General features: G+C 73.2%; 15 protein-coding genes. 7 read left to right on the top strand and 8 right to left on the bottom strand.

Features of this window, described 5'->3' with window-relative positions; translation table 11 throughout:
- Window positions 1-75 precede the first annotated feature (75 nt).
- The 5 genes from ACWEFJ_RS24805 to ACWEFJ_RS24785 form a co-directional block, all read right to left on the bottom strand.
- Complete coding sequence (locus ACWEFJ_RS24805) at window positions 76-1425, bottom strand: serine/threonine-protein kinase (RefSeq protein WP_449715233.1); 1350 nt, start codon at window positions 1423-1425, stop codon at window positions 76-78.
- A 388-nt stretch (window positions 1426-1813) separates the two neighbouring features.
- On the bottom strand, window positions 1814-2701 hold the full coding sequence (locus tag ACWEFJ_RS24800) for a hypothetical protein (protein WP_449715232.1): 888 nt from the start codon (window positions 2699-2701) through the stop codon (window positions 1814-1816).
- Between the two features lie 157 nt (window positions 2702-2858).
- The gene (locus ACWEFJ_RS24795) at window positions 2859-3608 is read right to left on the bottom strand and encodes a hypothetical protein (protein ID WP_449715231.1); all 750 of its coding nucleotides are present in this window, start codon (window positions 3606-3608) and stop codon (window positions 2859-2861) included.
- A gap of 147 nt (window positions 3609-3755) precedes the next feature.
- A complete protein-coding gene (locus tag ACWEFJ_RS24790) occupies window positions 3756-4604 on the bottom strand; it encodes a hypothetical protein (protein WP_449715230.1) in 849 nt (282 codons plus the stop codon).
- 208 nt (window positions 4605-4812) lie between these two features.
- Complete coding sequence (locus ACWEFJ_RS24785) at window positions 4813-5127, bottom strand: hypothetical protein (protein ID WP_378083261.1); 315 nt, start codon at window positions 5125-5127, stop codon at window positions 4813-4815.
- A gap of 64 nt (window positions 5128-5191) precedes the next feature.
- On the opposite strand from ACWEFJ_RS24785, the gene ACWEFJ_RS24780 reads away from it, so the two are divergent.
- On the top strand, window positions 5192-6253 hold the full coding sequence (locus ACWEFJ_RS24780) for a histone deacetylase (RefSeq protein WP_449715229.1): 1062 nt from the start codon (window positions 5192-5194) through the stop codon (window positions 6251-6253).
- A 34-nt stretch (window positions 6254-6287) separates the two neighbouring features.
- Here ACWEFJ_RS24780 and ACWEFJ_RS24775 read toward each other — a convergent pair whose 3' ends face one another.
- Window positions 6288-6548 (bottom strand): chorismate mutase, encoded by a 261-nt coding sequence (locus tag ACWEFJ_RS24775; protein ID WP_378083264.1) that lies wholly within the window; start codon window positions 6546-6548, stop codon window positions 6288-6290.
- 219 nt (window positions 6549-6767) lie between these two features.
- On the opposite strand from ACWEFJ_RS24775, the gene pcrA reads away from it, so the two are divergent.
- Window positions 6768-9095 (top strand): DNA helicase PcrA, encoded by a 2328-nt coding sequence (gene pcrA / locus ACWEFJ_RS24770; protein ID WP_378083265.1) that lies wholly within the window; start codon window positions 6768-6770, stop codon window positions 9093-9095.
- Between the two features lie 266 nt (window positions 9096-9361).
- Here pcrA and ACWEFJ_RS24765 read toward each other — a convergent pair whose 3' ends face one another.
- Both ACWEFJ_RS24765 and ACWEFJ_RS24760 read right to left on the bottom strand, forming a co-directional pair.
- Complete coding sequence (locus ACWEFJ_RS24765) at window positions 9362-10078, bottom strand: M23 family metallopeptidase (protein ID WP_378083268.1); 717 nt, start codon at window positions 10076-10078, stop codon at window positions 9362-9364.
- Window positions 10079-10339: 261 nt separating this feature from the next.
- Window positions 10340-11401 carry an esterase/lipase family protein gene (locus ACWEFJ_RS24760; protein ID WP_449715228.1) on the bottom strand — a complete coding sequence of 354 codons (1062 nt, stop codon included), beginning with the start codon at window positions 11399-11401 and terminating at the stop codon, window positions 10340-10342.
- A gap of 16 nt (window positions 11402-11417) precedes the next feature.
- Between ACWEFJ_RS24760 and ACWEFJ_RS24755 the strand changes: the two genes are divergently transcribed.
- The 5 genes from ACWEFJ_RS24755 to ACWEFJ_RS24735 all read left to right on the top strand — a co-directional run bounded on the left by ACWEFJ_RS24755 (window position 11418) and on the right by ACWEFJ_RS24735 (window position 16439).
- A complete protein-coding gene (locus ACWEFJ_RS24755; RefSeq protein WP_449715227.1) occupies window positions 11418-11675 on the top strand; it encodes a hypothetical protein in 258 nt (85 codons plus the stop codon).
- Window positions 11672-13294, top strand: coding sequence for a hypothetical protein (locus ACWEFJ_RS24750; RefSeq protein ID WP_449715226.1), 1623 nt, complete (start codon window positions 11672-11674; stop codon window positions 13292-13294). Before ACWEFJ_RS24755 ends, ACWEFJ_RS24750 begins: the two co-directional genes overlap by 4 nt.
- Before the next feature lie 239 nt (window positions 13295-13533).
- Window positions 13534-14703 (top strand): ADP-forming succinate--CoA ligase subunit beta, encoded by a 1170-nt coding sequence (gene sucC, locus ACWEFJ_RS24745; protein ID WP_378083275.1) that lies wholly within the window; start codon window positions 13534-13536, stop codon window positions 14701-14703.
- Between the two features lie 2 nt (window positions 14704-14705).
- Window positions 14706-15596, top strand: a complete 891-nt coding sequence (sucD, locus tag ACWEFJ_RS24740) for a succinate--CoA ligase subunit alpha (protein ID WP_449715225.1) — start codon at window positions 14706-14708, stop codon at window positions 15594-15596.
- A 183-nt stretch (window positions 15597-15779) separates the two neighbouring features.
- Entirely contained in the window at window positions 15780-16439 is a 660-nt protein-coding gene (locus ACWEFJ_RS24735; RefSeq protein WP_378083279.1) for a DUF5336 domain-containing protein, read from the top strand.
- The last annotated feature ends 42 nt before the right edge of the window (window positions 16440-16481 follow it).

The raw sequence follows: 16481 nt of genomic DNA, 5'->3' as shown, positions 1-16481 counted from the left end.
CGAACGACAAGACGCCACTAGGACAAGGACGTTGCGTCACCCGATCGGGTTCAACACCACACCTTACGAGGTCCGCTACCCACCCTGTCCCGCCCCCGTGGCAGGAGGTGGGGTGGTCGTCGTCGTGGTGGGCGGCGCGGTGGTGGTCGTCGTGGTGGTCGTGGTCGTCGGCGGGGTGGTGGTCGTCGTGGTCGTGGTCGTGGTGGGCGGCGCGGTGGTGGTCGTCGTGGTGGGCTGCACCGTGACCGTCTGCGTCTCGACCGTGGTCGTCGTCGGCGGGGCCGTGGTCGTGGTGGTCGGCTTGGGCGACGACGAGCTGGTCTCGCCGGGCGGCGTCGTGATCGGGTCCTTCCCGCCGAACCAGTCCAGCGCCACCGCCAGGAAGCCCAGCAGCAGCAGGGCGCCCAGCACGACGGCCGCGATCACCAGCGCCCGGTTGTTCGACCGCGACGGCGGCGGCGCGACCGGCGTGGCGCCGCCCGTGGACCGCGGACCGGGCCGCACCACGCGGGTGCGGTCGGCGTCCAGGACCGCCGTGGCGCCCGCGGGCGCCGGCGCCAACCCCGGTGGGCCGGCCGGCAGCATGCCGGTCAGGCTGGGGTTGCGGCCGTGGGCCACGGCGCTGAGCATGTCGCGGGCCTGCGCCATGGTCGGCCGGTCCGCCGGGTCGTAGTTGAGCAGCCGCAGCAGCACGTCGGTCAACGGGTGGTCGACCGTCGGCGGGTTGATCCGGCCCGCCGCGACGGCGTGCAGCACGCCCAGGGTGTTCTCCGACAGCCCGAACGGCGGCTCGCCCTCGACCGCCGCGTACAGCGTCGAGCCGAGCGAGAACACGTCCGAGGCGGGCGTCGGGTCCTGGCCGCGCGCGATCTCCGGCGCGAGGTAGGCGGGGGTGCCCGCGATCAGGCCGGTCTTGGTGACCGTGACGTCGTCGCTGGCCCGCGAGATGCCGAAGTCGGTGATCTTGACCAGGCCGTTGTCGGCCAGCAGCACGTTGCCGGGCTTGACGTCGCGGTGGACGATCCCGGCGGCGTGCGCGGCGGCCAGCGCGGCGGCGGCCTGCATGCCGATCTGGGCGACCTCGACCGGGTCGAGCGGGCCGTGCTCGGCCATCGTGTCGGCCAGGCTGTAGGACGGCAGGTACTCCATGACCAGGCACGGAGCGCCGTTCTCCTCCACCACGTCGTAGACCGCGATGGCGTTGGGGTGGTGCAGCTTGGCGGCGATGCGGCCCTCGCGCATGGCGCGCTGGATGGCCTCGTCCTGCTCCCGCTCGTCCAGGCTCGGCGCGAGCAGGAGCTGCTTGATCGCCACGATCCGGCCCAGGCGCTCGTCCTGGGCGCGCCACACGATGCCCATCGCGCCGCTGCCGATCCGGTCCAGGAACCGGTAGCGCTCGGCGATGACGCGACCGTCGTTGCTCACCGGACCACCTCGCTGGGGCGCTGCGTGACCGCGGCAAGGGCAGCAGGTCTCACGCTCGGGCTCCTCGTCGTGCGGATCGGTGCGCGGAACAGGCTAGGCCACCGCTCGCCCGCAGAGCCTACCCCGGCCGTGACTACGCCTTTCGAGCCGTTGCGCAGGTCACGTGAGCCGAGAGGTGACCGGGAAGGGATACCTGATACCGGCCCGTAAGGACACCCGTTCGCACGAAGATCGCCAGTTTTGCGGCCGAACGGCCTAACCGCCCGGTGGGCCACCCGTTCGGGTGGTTGCGCCGGTCGTCCGCGCGGCTGCGGAGGTCGGTTCGGCCACCGCGGAACGACCCCTCGGGCACGCCGGGAGGGGGGTTCGGGACGGACCTGCGGTGCGATCAGTTGGCCGGGGCGAAGAAGTCGAACCCGCCGATCGGGTTCAGGATCTTGCCCAGGTCGAGGTCCAGGCCGAGGCCCTGGTCGTCGTCCTCGCCCGGCGGGGTGCTCGGGACGGACGACGACGGCGGCGTCGAGGACGACGGCGGCGTGGACGAGGGGTTGGACGACGGCGGCTGCGAGCTGCTGCTCGGCGGTGCGGGCGTCGTGGTCGTCGGCGCGGGGGTCGTGGTCTGCGTGCTGCTGCTCGGGCTCGGCGCCTGCGTGCTCGTGGTGGCCTGCTGCTCGGCCTGCTGCTGCGTGGTCGTCGTGGCGGTCGGCTGCTGCTGCACGGGCCGCTGCTGGCGCTGGGTCGTCGTCTGCGCGGGCTGCCCGGTCTGCTCCGGCGTGGTGGTCGTCGTCTCGGCCTGCGGCTGCGCCTGCTGGGCCGCGGCGGCGCCGAGGTCCTTGGTGAGGGTGTTCGTGGCGCGGGCGGCCGGGCGGGCGTCGAAGCGCACCTCGGCGGGCGGGCGCTCGTCCGGGGACGTCAGCAGGTTGCTCGCGGTGAACGCGACGGTGCCGGCGAGCACCACGCCGCCGCTGGCCATCGCGACGAGCTTCGGCACGGAGAACCCGCCGCCGCGCTCCTCCTCGCCGGCGCGGCCCTCGCGGCGCAGCAGCTCGGTGATGTGCAGTTCGCGGCCCGAGAGGTTGGTCGCGCCGGAGACGGCGGACGCCGGGAAGCGGACGGTCTGCTCGTCGTCGTGGCGGTCGCGCCGGGGCGCCCGGTCCTCACCGGTGGGGATCCGCGGGATCGGCTGCGTCTCCGCCTCGCGCCGGGCGAGCAGGTCGGCGACGGACAGCTTGGCCGTCGAGCCATCCTGTCGACGGCGTTTGTCGTCGTTCGACACCGCTGGACACCTTTCCCGGGAGTGCATCGCGCTACTGACCGGGACCATGGATACCGAATCGTGACCGTCTACGTAACCCCTTTGAGTGAAGTTTCCTACGACTTCCAGGGATTTATAAACGCACAGTGAACACCTGGGGCGTGATCGCTACGGATCGTCACTGGCGTTGCGCGGCCAAGACCTCGGTGCCGACGATGCGCGGAACGCTCGTGTCGGTCAAGTGGAATACCTGCTCGACGTGCATCCACCGACCGGTGCGCTCCTGCAGCGACACGACCGCGAGCACCGTGCCGTCCGGCCTCAGCCGGGTCGCCTCCAGGGTGATCGCCTGCACCACGCCCCAGGACTCGACGAAGTCCCCGCCGTCCCCGCCGAGCAGGTCCGGCGACAGCAGCCGGGACGCCTCCGCCGGGTTGGCCGGCAGCAGCTCGAAGAACCGCCGCACCACGTCCACCTGCGGTTGGGGCCCGACGACCAGGTGCGGGGTCGGCACCATGACCGGCGACTCGTCGGCCGCCGGCGGCGGCTGGTGCGGCCGGGCGACCGCCCGGTCGGGCCCTTCGCCGCCGAGTCGCCCCGACAGCACGTCCGGCCGCAGCGCGAACGACCCGGTGATCGACGCGGGCGGCTCGACCCGCGGTTCGACGGGACCGGCGGGGCGGTTCCCCGCCAGGATCGCGGCGCCCGCGATCCAGCCCAGGAGCACGACCGCCCCGGCGACCACACCGACCAGCCTGGCCCTGCCCCTCGGCGGCGGCTCCGGGTGCGCGCCACCCGCGAGGCCGTGCGCGCCGACCGGCTGGCGGAGCCGGACGCGCGTCGGCGCGGGCTGCTTCCGGATCAGCTCCGCCACCGTGACCGAACCCGCGCGGTTGTGCCTGCGACCGCTCGTCGTAGGGCGCTGCACTGGCGACTCCCTCGTCGTGTCGTCGCCAAGACTCGTACCGTCGGGGGCGGGTGGGAATCCAGCTCAGCGGGAGACTTCACTCGTTCGTGGCGACCAGTGGTCAAAACCCGTCGCCCGAACGGACGAAGGACTACGGAACGCGGGCGGTCACGCGCCGGGCGCGCGACGCTCCCCGTGGATCATCAGGGGGCCGTCGGTGGTGAACGACAGCTCCCGCTTCTCCGTGGTCGTGGTCCCGTCCTTGCGGGTGAGGTGCAACGTGCTCACCGTGACGCCGCGCACGGGGTCCACGCTGATCTCCCGGACCTCGACGGCCGCCACGTCGGCGAAGTCCTCGTGCAGCAGCGCCTCGCCGGTCGCCCGGAACGTGTCCGACACGAGGGTCAGGGCGGTGTCGGTGTCGGCCGCCACCTGCTCGTAGAACAGCTCGGTGCTCACCGCGATCGCCTCGGGGTCCACGACCGGGCCGTCGGTCGCCGGCACGGTGGTGACCACGGGGGACGCGGCCTGCGCCGCGGTCGCGCCGTCGGTGCGCCCGACCGGGGAGCCGCCGCCGACGCCTTCGCCGCCGGCCAGACCCGCCGCGGACGCCTCGGCCGGCGTGCGGCCCGGGTCCTCGGCGGTCGTCGTCGGCGGGGGGCTGGTGGGGAAGTGGGTGAGCAGCGGCACGTCGGTCGGGTAGCCGGGCAGCGCGATGCGCTCGGCCGGGCCGCTCGAACCGACCAGGTTGGCCGCCGCGACCGCGAGCCCGACCAGGACGCCCGCCGAGGACAGCACGGCGAACCAGGCGGCCGCCTTCCACGTGCGGGGCGGCGTCACCGACGCGGGGACCAGGCCGATGTTGAACTTGCACAGCCCCACGGCGTCGGGGTGGCCGAACGGGTCCCGCGCGGCCGCCGGGCGCTCGGCCGCCGGCTCGCCGCACGTGGGCGCCCGGTGCGCCGTCCCGTCCTGCCGCCGACGCCGGTCCGACCGTTCCGCATCCCCGATGTCCATGCTCGCCGACCCCTCCCGCCCCCTGGCCGGACGGCCCTCGCGGGTTTCACCTGCCGGGCCCGAACTCACCCGGTGGGTTCGAGCCGCGCGGGGAATGGGGGTGGGACGCCGAGTACCCCGCTGCTGCCTCAGCGTAGGTGGCGGGTTCCCGTGGAGCCGGGTGGATCAGCCTTGTGGGTCTGATCCGCACACTTAAGGGTGAACCTGCTCAGCTTCCGCTGTTCAGCCTCTTCCGGGTGCCCTGGAGCGCGTTGGTGGCGGCGAGGCCCGCGCCGCCCGCGATCAGCGCGCCGATGATGTCGCCGGAGACGCTGGACCCGGACGTGATCAGCAGGCCCACGAGCGCGATGATCGTCGTCACCCCGGCGACGGTCCACCGGCTGCGCACGTACTGGGCGATGGGCGCGCCCGCGGCGCGCTTGGACTTGGCGGCGGAACCGAGCATCGCGAGGTACCCGTCGTGCGCCAGCGCGGCGAGCACACCCAGGATCGCGATGAGGCCCGTGATGAGACCGATGACCATGGCACCAGTGTGCCCTCGGACAAACCCGCTGGACCATCCGTGATCGCCCTGATATCCCACCGGGGTGGAGGTCTTCTGGCACGACGCGTGCCTCGAGCACGACACCGGCACCGGGCTGTGGGAGCTGCCCGGCCGGTGGGGGTGGCTCGACGAGCCCGAACCGCACCCGGAGAACGCGGCCAGGCTGCGCACGTTCCGGCACGCCCTGCGGCACGGCCCGGTCGCGCCGCACCTGACCTTCTCGACCGGGCGGTTCGCCGACGACGAGGAGTTGGCCCGCGTCCACACCCCGTCCTACCTGGCACGACTGCGGGCGGCGTGCGCCACGGGCGCCGCCGTCGAGGTGAACACCCCGGTCGGCCCCGGCTCGTGGGACGCCGTCCGGGCCGCCGCCGGCACCGCGCTCGCCGCGTACGAGGCCGTCGCCGCCGGCCGCACGCGCCTGGCGTACGCCCTGGTCCGCCCGCCCGGCCACCACGCGCAGCGGACCATGGCGGACGGGTACTGCCTGGTCAACAACCCCGCGCTGGTCGCCGAGACGGCCCGGCGCGCGGGTCGCCGGGTCGCGGTGCTGGACTGGGACGTGCACCACGGCAACGGCACGCAGGAGGTGTTCCGCGACACCCCGGACGTGCTCACCGTGTCCGTGCACATGCGCCACGGCCCGTGGGGCGCGAACCACCCGCAGACGGGCGGGCCCGCCGAGTCGGGCCCGTCGAACATCAACGTCGAGCTGTCGCTGGGCGCGGGGGACGGCGCGTACCGGCGGGCGCTGGAGGAGGTCGCCTTCCCGGCGCTGGCCGAGTTCGGCGCGGACTTCCTGGTCTGCGCGTCCGGGTTCGACGGGTCGGCGTTCGACCCGAACGGCAGGCACAACCTGACCGCCGCGGGCTACCGGCACATCGGCCGGGCCGTGTCGGGGCTCGGGCTGCCCACCGTGCTCACGCAGGAGGGCGGCTACCTGCGCGGCTACTCGGCGCTGTGCCTGCACGCGCTGGTGGAGGGCCTGCTGGGGCTGGAGCTGCTGGAGGACCCGCTCGCCTACGTGCCGGACGACACCCAGCTCGTGAGCGCGGACCTGGCCAGGGCCAAGGCCGCGCTCACGGCGTGGGACTTCGCCCGCTGACCCCCGCGGGACCGGGGTCGGCGGTCCGGCGGGGTTACCTGCCGAGGGGGCCGCGACCCAGCTTGAGCAGGATCATCGCCAGGTCCCGGCCCTCCGGGCCGAGGTCCTTGTAGCGGTTGATGACGTCGATCTCCCGGTTGTGCACGATCCGGGTGCCGCCGGCGGCCATGCGGGCCGCGCCGATCAGCTTCGAGACCTCGACCCGTCGCTTGACCAGCCGCAACAGCTCGGCGTCCAGGTGGTCGATCTCCTGGCGCAACGCGTCGATGTCCTGGGCGGTTTCGGTGCTGTTCATCGTGACGACCTCTCGACTCTCCGGTTGGAGTCCCAGCCCTGGCAGCAGCGAAGCCCCGGGGTCCGAGGACTCCGGGGCTTCGTGGTGGCTTGTTCGGCGCTAGCGGTCCACGGGAGCCGGAGTCCGGATCCCGTAGAAAAACTCGAAGTGGGCCATGCGCACCGCCACATCATGCCACAGCCACGGGCTGTCGGGGGTACCCGGTAACGTGAACAGGCGATGAGCGCCTTGTTCGACTTGCCCCCAAGTCCCCCCTCTTCCCGGTCCGACCGGTCCCGTTCCGGGCGGCTGCTCGACGACCTCAACCCGTCCCAGCGCCGGGCCGTCGAGCACTCGGGCGCGCCGCTGCTGGTCGTCGCGGGCGCGGGCTCGGGCAAGACGCGCGTGCTGACCCGCCGCATCGCCTACCTGCTCGCCGAGCGGGACGTCCACCCCGGCGAGATCATGGCGATCACCTTCACCAACAAGGCCGCCGCCGAGATGAAGGAGCGGGTGGCCGACCTGGTCGGCGCGCGGGCCCGCTCGATGTGGGTCTCCACGTTCCACTCGATGTGCGTGCGGGTGATGCGCCGCGAGGCCAAGACCCTCGGCATGTCGTCCAACTTCTCCATCTACGACTCGGACGACACGCGCCGGCTGATCACGCTCGTGGCGCGCGACCTCGACCTGGACCCCAAGCGCTACCCGGCGCGCACGCTGGCGATCCACATCTCGAACCTCAAGAACGAGCTGGTCGACGCCGCCACCGCCAAGGAGCGCGCGGCCAACGACCTGGAGCGCCGCGTCGCCGAGGTCTACGAGAGCTACCAGCGCCGGCTGGGCGAGTCGAACTCGCTCGACTTCGACGACCTCATCATGCGCACGGTGGAGCTGCTCCAGCGGCACCCCGAGGTGGCCGAGCACTACCACCGCCGGTTCCGGCACGTGCTGGTCGACGAGTACCAGGACACCAACCACGCGCAGTACACGCTGGTCCGCGAGCTGATCGGCACGGGCTCCGACGGCGTGCCGCCGGGCGAGCTGTGCGTGGTGGGCGACGCGGACCAGTCGATCTACGCCTTCCGCGGCGCGACGATCCGCAACATCGTCGAGTTCGAGCGCGACTACCCGCAGGCCACCACGATCCTGCTGGAGCAGAACTACCGGTCCACGCAGACCATCCTCAGCGCCGCCAACGCGGTCATCTCGCGCAACCCGAACCGCCGGGACAAGCGGCTGTGGAGCGACCTGGGCGACGGCGAGAAGATCGTCGGCTACGTCGCGGACAACGAGCACGACGAGGCGCAGTTCGTCGCCAACGAGATCGACCGCCTGGTGGACGGCGGCGAGGCGAACAACGGCGAGATCGCCGTGTTCTACCGGACCAACAACCAGTCGCGCGTGTTCGAGGAGATCTTCATCCGCCTCGGCCTGCCCTACCGGGTCGTCGGCGGCGTGCGGTTCTACGAGCGGCGCGAGGTGCGCGACGCGCTGGCGTACCTGCGGGCGCTGTCCAACCCGGACGACACGGTGTCGCTGCGGCGCATCCTCAACGTGCCCAAGCGCGGCATCGGCGAGCGCGCGGAGGCGTGCGTGTCGATGTACGCCGAGCGCGAGCGGATCAGCTTCGCGGCGGCGCTGCGCGACGCGGTGACCGGCAAGGTGCCGCTGCTCAACCCGCGTTCCCGCAACGCGATCGCCGGGTTCGTCGAGCTGATGGACGAGCTGGGGGAGCTGGTCGAGCGCGGCGACGACGTGGCGGACATCCTCGAGGCGGTGCTGGAGAAGACCGCCTACCGGGCCGAGCTGGAGGCGAGCGAGGACCCGCAGGACCACACCCGCGTCGAGAACCTGAACGAGCTGGTCACGGTGGCCCGCGAGTTCACCGACCTCGGCGCGGCGGTCCCGGTGCCGGAGGAGGACGAGGGCCTTCCCTCCGAGGGCTCGCTGGCCGCGTTCCTGGAGCGGGTGTCGCTGGTCGCGGACGCCGACTCGGTGCCGGACGCGGAGTCCGACGGCGTGGTCACGCTGATGACCCTGCACACCGCCAAGGGCCTGGAGTACCCCGTCGTGTTCTGCACGGGCTGGGAGGACGGCGTCTTCCCGCACCTGCGGGCCCTGGGCGACCCGACCGAGCTGGCCGAGGAGCGCCGCCTGGCGTACGTCGGCATCACCCGGGCGCAGAAGCGGCTGTACCTGTCCCGGGCGCTGGTGCGCTCGGCGTGGGGGCAGCCGTCGGCCAACCCGGCGTCGCGGTTCCTGGACGAGATCCCGGCCGACCTGATCGACTGGCGGCGGGTGGAGCCCAGGCGGTCCGCGCCGTCCGCGCCGACGTCGTGGGGCCGCGGTTCGGGCGCCTCGCGCCCCGCGCCCACGAACGCGGGCTGGAAGGACACGCCGGCGCTCAAGCTGGACGTGGGCGACCGGGTCAGCCACGACAAGTACGGGCTCGGCCGCGTGGTCGCCGTGGACGGCTCGGGGCCCCGGGCGACGGCCACGATCGACTTCGGCGGCGCGGGGACCGTGCGGCTGATGCTCATCGGCGGCGTGCCCCTCGTGAAGCTCTGAGGCCCTGCCGGATTCCCGGGCAACCCGAATGGCACTCGCACGTCTATAGGGGTGTCACCAGCGGGACGGCCGGGTCGGTCGGGGCGAACCGGCCAGGGGGAGCCGCCGGCGGCAGCGGGGGTGTGGTGCACGGGGGCGTGCGGGAGCCGCGTCGGGGACGGTGACCGCACAGGGGGGATCGAAGGGGGACGGTTCCACAGAGCAAGGGCCGGGCTGCCTCGTGCAGCCCGGCCCTTCGCGTCGGTGCGCTCAGAGCGTCGGTGCGCTCAGACGCTGATGCCCTTGGAGTTCAGCCAGGACAGCGGGTTGATCTTCTTGCCGTCCGGGTTCCACACCTCGAAGTGCAGGTGCGGGCCGGTGGAGAAGCCGCGGTTGCCCATGCGCGCGATCTGCTCGCCCGCGAGGACCTTCTGGCCCTTGCGCACGGAGTAGGTGTCCACGTGGCCGTAGACGGTCACGGAGCCGTCGGCGTGCTCGACCTTGACCCAGAGGCCAAAACCGCTTGCGGGACCGGCCTCGATCACGACACCATCCGCGGCGGACAGGATCGGGGTGCCGATGGGGCCGGCGATGTCGATGCCGTAGTGCATCTCGCCCCAGCGACCACCCCACCCGGACGTGAACTCGCCGGCGGCGGGGCGGGCGAACTTGGGTCGCCTGGCCTCGGCCTCCTCGGCCTCGCGGGTCTCGGTGATCTGCTGGCTCTTGACGAGCTTCTGCGCCTCGGCCGCCGGGTCGACCGTCTTCGCGACGGGCAGGACCTGCGGGGACGCCGGACCGGTGCCGCCGACGCCGAACGCGGCGGCGCCGTCGGCGGCGTTCGCGAGCGGGGTGACCTCGTCGGACGAGGACGGCGAGTCGGAGCCGAGGGCGTGGAGCGTCTGCCCTGCGCCGGCGGCCGCGAAGGCGCCGACGGCGACCGCGGCGACCACGATCCGGCCGCGCAGCGCCGAGGGCGGGGGCGGGAGCCGGTGAGAGCCCACGCCACGGGTCGAAGCGCGGTCTGCCGCTTCTTCGAGCACCGCAGAGCTCGTATGGCCGCCGGGGGAGCGGTGTTGAGACAAAACCTGGCCTTCCGTCTTCGGGGAGTCCGGTCGGACTGCCGGGCGGGGGATCCCGGTGAGCCGGTCGGGGTACCGACTCGTCGTCCTGCTTGTGACCAGACCGTGACAACGGACCGGGGGAAGATAACGGCGCGGAGCCCTTAAGGGCAATCCCCGATGACGATGTCTACCGTTTAGCGGTCAGTGGGACACACCCGCGTATGAGTGGTCACTCACCGTCGCCGTATCGCTCCGAAACCCGGTGGGTCCAGGCACGATGGGGTGAGAGGGGTTGCCATGCGAACGAGTGATCGCGGTCACAATTAGATCAAGTACCCGCGTGTCGATCGAGAGCGAAAGGTGACCTGAATCACGTATCCGGTGCTCCTCGACGACGAGCGCCGGGTGCGTCAACCGGGCGTTGGCCTGCGGGACGATCACCTGGTCCAACTCGCTCCACACCACGACGAACCGGGTGCGGCAGGGCGGGGACGGTTCGGCCAATTCGGACAACAGCTCCGAACCGGGCCTCAACTGCCTGGTCAGGGGCGTGGGCAGCAGGTAGGCGGCCAGGGTGCCGCGGTGCGGGGTGCCGAGGGTGGTCAGCGTGCGCACCCGCTCGTCGCCGCCGAGGCGCTGCACGTAATAACGGGCGATGAGCCCGCCCAACGAGTGGCCGACCACGTGCACCCGGTCGGCCCCGGTCCGCTCGCGGATCCGCTCGACCTGCTCCCCGAGCAGCGCCGCCGACCGCCGGACGTCCCCCGTCACCGCGGTCAGCACGCTGTGGTTCACCGCGTGCACGGCGGTGAAGCCCCGCCTCCGCAGCGCCCCCGACAGCACTGCGAAGGCGGACCTGTTGTCCCCGATGCCGTGCACCAACACGATGGGGGTGCCCGCCGCTTCCCCGGCCGAAACGAGGAGACCGCGCCGGCGGGGCGGGAGGCGGTCGGTGCGGTAGTGGCGATCGGCCTTCGGCCTCTCCTCCAACGCGCCCCACGGGTACAGCACGGTGCGCGCCGCCAGCCAGGCCGCCTCGACCGCCACACCGCGCACCCCGGCCGGCGACGCGACCGCCCGCAGCACGCCCCCGGCCGGCCCGAGGGCCTCGCCCGCCACCCGGAGCCCGGCGTCCAGCCGGTTCGCCCAGGTGGTCGCGAACCGGTCCAGCCCGGTCGCCGCGAGCGGGTCCGCCCAGGTCGCCTTGAGCCGGTCCGCCCAGCCGGCCGCGAGCCGGCCCGCGGAAGTCGATGACGCCCCCATCGACCACCAGTACCCGGTGCCCGCCCCGCGCAACCGCGTCCCGCGCAACCCGGCCCTGCGCAACCCCGCCCCGCGCAACCCGGCCCTGCGCAACCCGGCCCTGCACAACCCGGCCCTGCACAACCCGGCCCTGCACAACCCGGCCCTGCACAACCCCGCCCTGCACAACCTCAGCCCCGCGCAACCTCCCGGTCCGCGCTCGCCCTGCGCAACCCGGGGCCGCGCGGTGCCGGCCGTCGCCGTGCCCGCGGTTTTGCTAGCGTCCGGCCGGTGACCCGAACCGCTGAACCGGTCTCACCGCCCACCACGAGACTGCGGGCGGCGGTCGGGGTGGCCGCGGCGGGCGCGTTGCTCACCGCGGTGGCCCCGGCTGTCGGCGTGGTCGACGCCTCCGCGCCGCCCGCGTTCACGGCCTGGCCGCTGCTGGCGCTGCTCGCCGTGCTCCCGACGGCCCTGGCGGCCGTCTTCCTCGCCCGCGGCCAGGAGCTGACCGCGGCGGCGGCGCTCGTCGCGCCCGCCGTGTTCGCCGTCGGACGGCTGCTCAACGACCTGCAACTGGTCCTCGACCCGGTCGACGCCTCCCGCCCGGAGCTGTTCCGGCCGCAGTCCCTCGCCGCGCCCACCCCCACCGCGGGCGCGTGGCTGCTCGTCGCCGGGCACGTCCTGCTGATCGCCGCGGGCGCGCTGGCGACCCTCGGCGCGGAACCGGACGTCCGCAGCGAACGGGCGGGCTTCGTCCGGCCCGCGACGGCCGGCATCGTGGCGGGCATCGGCCTGTTCACCGCGCCGTTCACCTCGACCGACGCGCTGATCCCGGCCCGCGGCCCGTTCGAGTCGCCGACGCTGCCGATGCTCGGCGGGCTCGTCCTCACCCTCGCCGCGCCCGCCCTCGCGGTCCTCGCGGCCAGCGCCACCACCCACGAGGCCCGCAGGGGCGGCCTGCTCGGCCTGGCCGCCGCCCTGCTCGCGCTCGCGCTGCCGCCGATCGCGACGGCCCTCGCCGTGGACCGCGTGGGCCCGGCCGTCGGCCCGTTCCTCGTGCTCGCCGCCGCCGTCGCGCTCGCGTGGCCGCAGCGGACCCCCAAGGACGCCGACCCGTACGACCTCGAACTGCCGGGCCAACGCCGGCTGCACGTCATCGCGGGCACGGCCGGCCTGCTCGCCGCGGCGGCCGCGGCCGCCGGCGCGTCCACCGCCCAGCTCGTCGTGCCCGCCGGCTTCCCCGCGCCCACGGCCTACGCCGCGCGCCTGCTCTGGCCGGCCGCGATCGCCCTCGCCGTGCTCGCCGCCGCACTGCTCGCCAAGGCCGCCGTCCGCCCCGCCTTCACCGTCGCCACGGCCACCGTCGGGCTCGCCGCCGCCGGCGCGCTCGACGCCGTGTTCGCCGCGACGCGGGTCAACCTCGTCCAGCCGGGGGTCGGCGTCTGGTTCACCGCGGGCTCCGTGGTCGCCGCGGCGGTCGCCGCCGTCCTCGCCGCGCTGGCCGGCGCGGTGGAGCGGGACGAGGTCGGCACGACCACGACCGAACCGCCGCTGCCGCTGGTCGCCACCACCCTGATCGCCGCGCTGCTCGCCCTCGGCGCGTTCGCCCTGCCCGTGCTGCGCGCGCCGGACTTCGTGCCGTTCGGCGCGTTCGGGTTGCGCGTCGGCTCCTTCGGCTTGCTCGTCGCGTTGCTCGCGGTCGTGGCCGCCGCCGGCATCGCGCTCAAGGCCCGGCCGGGCCGGGGCGCGGCGCTGCTGCTCGGCGCGGCCGTCGTCACGGCCGTCCGCGCCCTGGAGTACCCGCTGACCGCCGCCCGCGCCGCCGAGGCCGCGCCCGGTCCGGGCCTGTGGCTCGCCGTCGCCGCGACGGCCGCGTTCCTCGTCGCCGGCGCGCTGCGCACGGCCCGCTGAATCGGTGTGGTGATCGACCTCACCACCTCTATGACGGACTTCACGGGCGTGGGGTGCGGTGGAGTCCGAGCAGGTCGATAGTGTCTTGCGAAGCCGCGTCGAGCCGGTCCCCCACGGCTGTGCCGGCGTTCCAGGTGATGCCTGGTACGTGTGGGCGCCAGGCCCCGGCCTGGAGCGCCGGACCATGAGGACCGCACGACATGACGCGGTGTCCGACACCGACGTCGCAGGAGACCCGAGTGGACCTGTACGAGTACCAGGCGAAGGACCTCTTCGCCGCCCACGACGTCCCGGTACTTCCGGGCGACGTGGCGAGCACCCCCGCCGAGGCGAAGGCCATCGCCGAGCGCTTCGGCCAGACCGTCGTGGTCAAGGCCCAGGTCAAGACGGGTGGCCGTGGCAAGGCGGGCGGCGTCAAGCTCGCCGAGACCCCGGACGAGACCGAGGCCAAGGCCGAGGCGATCCTCGGCCTGGACATCAAGGGGCACGTCGTTCACCGCGTGCTGGTGACGCCCGCGTCCGACATCGCCGAGGAGTACTACTTCTCCTTCCTCCTCGACCGCGCCAACCGCACCTTCCTGGCCATGGCCAGCGTCGAGGGCGGCATGGACATCGAAGAGGTCGCCGCGACCAAGCCCGAGGCCCTGGCCAAGGTGCCGGTGGACGCGATCAAGGGCGTGGACCGCGCGAAGGCCGACGAGATCGTGGCCGCGGCCAAGTTCCCGGCCGAGGTGGCCGACCAGGTGGCCGACGTCATCGTGAAGCTGTGGGACACCTTCGTCTCCGAGGACGCCACGCTGGTCGAGGTCAACCCGCTGGTCCGCGACCCCGAGGGCAGGATCGTCGCGCTCGACGGCAAGGTCACCCTCGACGAGAACGCCTCCTTCCGCCACCCCGGCCACGAGGCGCTGGTCGACAAGCAGGCCGAGGACCCGCTGGAGGCCAAGGCCAAGGCGAAGGGCCTCAACTACGTCAAGCTCGACGGCCAGGTCGGCATCATCGGCAACGGCGCCGGTCTCGTGATGTCCACCCTGGACGTGGTGGCGTACGCCGGCGAGAAGCACAACGGCGTCAAGCCCGCGAACTTCCTCGACATCGGCGGCGGCGCGTCGGCCGAGGTCATGGCCAACGGCCTGGACATCATCCTGCACGACCCCGACGTGCGTTCGGTGTTCGTGAACGTGTTCGGCGGCATCACCGCGTGCGACGCGGTGGCCAACGGCATCGTGGCCGCGCTGGGCATCCTGGGCGACGAGGCCACCAAGCCGCTCGTGGTCCGCCTGGACGGCAACAACGTGGAGGAGGGCCGGCGGATCCTCGCCGAGGCCAACCACCCGCTGGTCACCGTGGTGGACACTATGGACAACGCGGCCGACAAGGCCGCCGAGCTCGCGGCTGCGGGGGTCTGACGATGGCTATCTTCATCACCAAGGACAGCAAGGTCATCGTCCAGGGCATGACCGGCGCCGAGGGCACCAAGCACACCAAGCGGATGCTGGCGTCCGGCACGACCATCGTCGGCGGCGTGAACCCGCGCAAGGCGGGCGAGAAGGTCGACTTCGACGGCACCGTGCTGCCGGTGTTCGGCACCGTGGCCGAGGCCATGGAGGCCACCGGCGCCGACGTCACCGTGATCTTCGTGCCGCCGGCGTTCGCCAAGGCGGCCGTGATCGAGGCGATCGACGCGGGCATCGGCCTGGCCGTCGTGATCACCGAGGGCATCCCGGTGCACGACACCGCCGCGTTCTGGGCGCACGCCGTCGCGACCGGCAACAAGACGCGGATCATCGGCCCGAACTGCCCCGGCCTGATCAGCCCCGGGCAGTCCAACGCGGGCATCATCCCGGCCAACATCTCCGGCCCGGGCAAGATCGGCCTGGTGTCGAAGTCGGGCACGCTGACCTACCAGATGATGTACGAGCTGCGGGACTTCGGCTTCTCCACCGCGATCGGCATCGGCGGCGACCCGATCATCGGCACCACCCACATCGACGCGCTGGCGGCCTTCGAGGCCGACCCGGAGACCGCGGCGATCGTGATGATCGGCGAGATCGGCGGCGACGCCGAGGAGCGGGCCGCGGCCTACATCAAGGAGAACGTCACCAAGCCGGTCGTCGGCTACGTGGCGGGCTTCACCGCGCCCGAGGGCAAGACGATGGGCCACGCGGGCGCGATCGTGTCCGGCTCGGCCGGCACCGCGCAGGCGAAGAAGGAGGCCCTGGAGGCCGCGGGCGTGAAGGTCGGCAAGACGCCGAGCGAGACCGCCGCCCTCATGCGCGAGATCATGCAGTCCATCGGCTGACGCTGCTCCGTTCGGGCAACCCGCCGAGGGCCACCTCCCCCGTGAGGTGGCCCTCGGTGCGTGTTCGGACGAGTCAATGCGCACATTGGGGGGAACCACGGGAGTCCGGTCGCCGTCGGAGAGTGTGCATCGGCTAGCGTTCTGTCGACCCGAAATCAGTTCGCAGGTGGAGGAGACCGCATCATGTCCCAGCCGTACGGCGCCCCTCAGCAGCCGCCGGGTCCGGCGCAGCCGGCGGTGGGTGTGAACCTGAACCTCATCCTTCCGCTGGTCGCCGCCGGTCTGGCGCTGATCGCGTTCCTGCTCGCGTTCGCCGACGACGTGCCGTCCTCCGAGTACCTGTACGCGGCGGGCACGCTCGCGGGCCTGTCCGTGCTGCCGAAGGCGCCCAAGGGCCTGCTGTACGCGGCGGTGCCGTTCGCGCTGATCCCCACGCTGGGGCTGCTCCAGGGTCTGATCACCACCGAGGCCGACGTCCAGGGCATGCAGATCGTGCTGCTGATCGTGTCGCTGCTGCTCACGGCGGCCGTCGTGATGAGCCTGCTGCTGGAGACGGGCATCGTGAAGCTGCAGCCGAAGACCGCGAACGTCTACGGCCAGCCGGGCGGCTGGAACCCGCACTCGGGCGCGTTCCCGCAGCAGGGCCAGCAGCCGCAGCAGTTCGGCCCGCCGTCCGGCCAGTTCGGCCAGCAGGCCCCGCCGCCGCAGCAGCAGGGCCAGGCGCAGCCCTCCCAGCCGCAGCCGACGTCCTACATGCCGCAGCCGGGCCAGTTCGGCCAGCCCGGCCCGCAGCCCGGCCAGGGCACGCCGCCCGGCGGTTTCGGCGGCCCGCAGCAGGGCTGAGCACGTCGTGAGAGGGGTGGCGCCGGACCGGTCCGGCGCCAC

It is taken from the genome of Actinosynnema sp. NPDC004786 (assembly GCF_053601135.1).
Note: the sequence above shows the minus strand (reverse complement) of the source record. Positions and strands in the feature narration are given on the sequence as shown.